The following is a 1,618-nucleotide window of genomic DNA, read 5'->3' on the forward strand; positions in this document are numbered from 1 at the left end:
CATGCTGCGCTCCTACGTCGACTACCGCCCCTATGAATGCTGGACCTTCGGCAGCGAATGCGACGGCGGCTTTGCCCAATTCGCGGTGGCGCCTGCGCGCGAAACCCATGCGGTGAAATGCGACTGGTCCGATGCCGAGCTGGCCTCGATCCCCTGCGCTTACTCGACGGCGGAGAACATGCTGCACCGGGTTGGTCTGGGTGCCGAAACCGTGCTGATCTCCGGCGCCTCCGGCGGCGTGGGTTCCGCTGCCGTTCAGCTGGCCAAGCGCCGCGGCGCCACCGTGATCGCGCTGTCCTCGTCTGCCAAGGCGGATGAAGTTCTGGCGCTTGGTGCTGACCGGGTGATCGACCGGAACGCCGATTTGCGCAGCGAACTGGGCGAGGGTGCCGTCGACGTGGTGGTCGATCTGGTGGCCGGCCCGCAGTGGCCGGCTTTTATGGACGTTTTACGGCGCGGTGGGCGTTATGCCACCGCAGGTGCCATTGCCGGGCCGATCAGCGAAATCGACGTGCGCACGCTGTATCTGAAGGACCTGACCCTGATGGGCTGCACCTTTCAGGAGGATGAGGTGTTCGCCAATCTGATCTCTTACATCGAAGCAGGTGAAATCCGCCCGCTGGTCGCCAAGACCTATCCGCTGGCTGAGATTGCAACGGCGCAGGAGGATTTTCTGAGCAAGAAGCACGCAGGTAAACTGGTGCTGATGATCCCGGAGGTCCAAGCGTGAAAATCAAGAAGATAGAGCTGTACCAGCTGGACCTGCCCTATTCCGGCGGCACCTATATGCTGTCGGGCGGGCGGGAGTACCGCAGCTTTGATGCGTCTTTTGTGCGCATCACGACTGATACCGGGCTGGAGGGCTGGGGCGAGAGCACGCCGTTCGGCTCCACCTATATCGCGTCGCATGCTTTGGGCGCGCGGGCCGGGATTGCCGAGATTGCGCCTTATCTGCTGGGCCGTGACCCGCGGCAGATGGACCGCATCAATGAAGCGATGGATGAGGCGCTGGTCGGCCACAACCACGCAAAATCCGCAATAGACCTCGCCTGCTGGGACCTGTTCGGCAAGTCGGTGAACATGCCGGTGTGCGAACTGCTGGGCGGCTCAACCGGCAAACGCCTGCCGGTGATCTCCTCAATCTATGCAGGCACACCCGAGGATATGCGCGCCCGCGTCGCGCAGCATCGCGAGATGGGCTATCTGGGCCATTCGGTGAAGATCGGCGCCATGGACAGCGAAGGCGGCCCGGCGCTGGACGCCGAGCGCATCCGCGCGTCCTTGGCCGACCGGCAGCCGGGGGAGTTCTTTCTGGTCGATGCCAATGGCGGGCTGACGCCGGAAACCGCGCTCAGGATGCTGCGGATGCTGCCCGAGGGGCTGGATTTCGTGCTGGAGGCGCCCTGCAAGACCTGGCGCGAGACCCTGTCGCTGCGCAAGCGCTGCACGGTGCCGATCATTCTGGACGAGCTGGTGCAGCAGGATGAGGATATCGCGCTGATGCTGGCCGAGGATGTGGCTGACGGCATCGGCCTCAAGATCTCCAAGGCGGGCGGGCTGACTCATGGGCGGCGGCACCGGGACATGTGCCTGGCTGCGGGCGCGACAGTCAGCGTGC

2 protein-coding genes are annotated in these 1,618 nt (G+C 64.3%); both read left to right on the top strand.

What is annotated here, in order from left to right; all coding sequences use genetic code 11:
* The coding region (locus A2I95_RS36430; protein ID WP_291737375.1) for a zinc-binding dehydrogenase at positions 1–730 on the top strand (730 nt) is incomplete at its 5' end.
* Positions 727–1,618 (top strand): mandelate racemase/muconate lactonizing enzyme family protein (locus tag A2I95_RS36435; protein WP_291737376.1); only part of this gene is annotated, 892 nt, incomplete at its 3' end. The genes A2I95_RS36430 and A2I95_RS36435, both read left to right, overlap by 4 nt.

The organism is Leisingera sp. F5 (assembly GCF_001593695.1).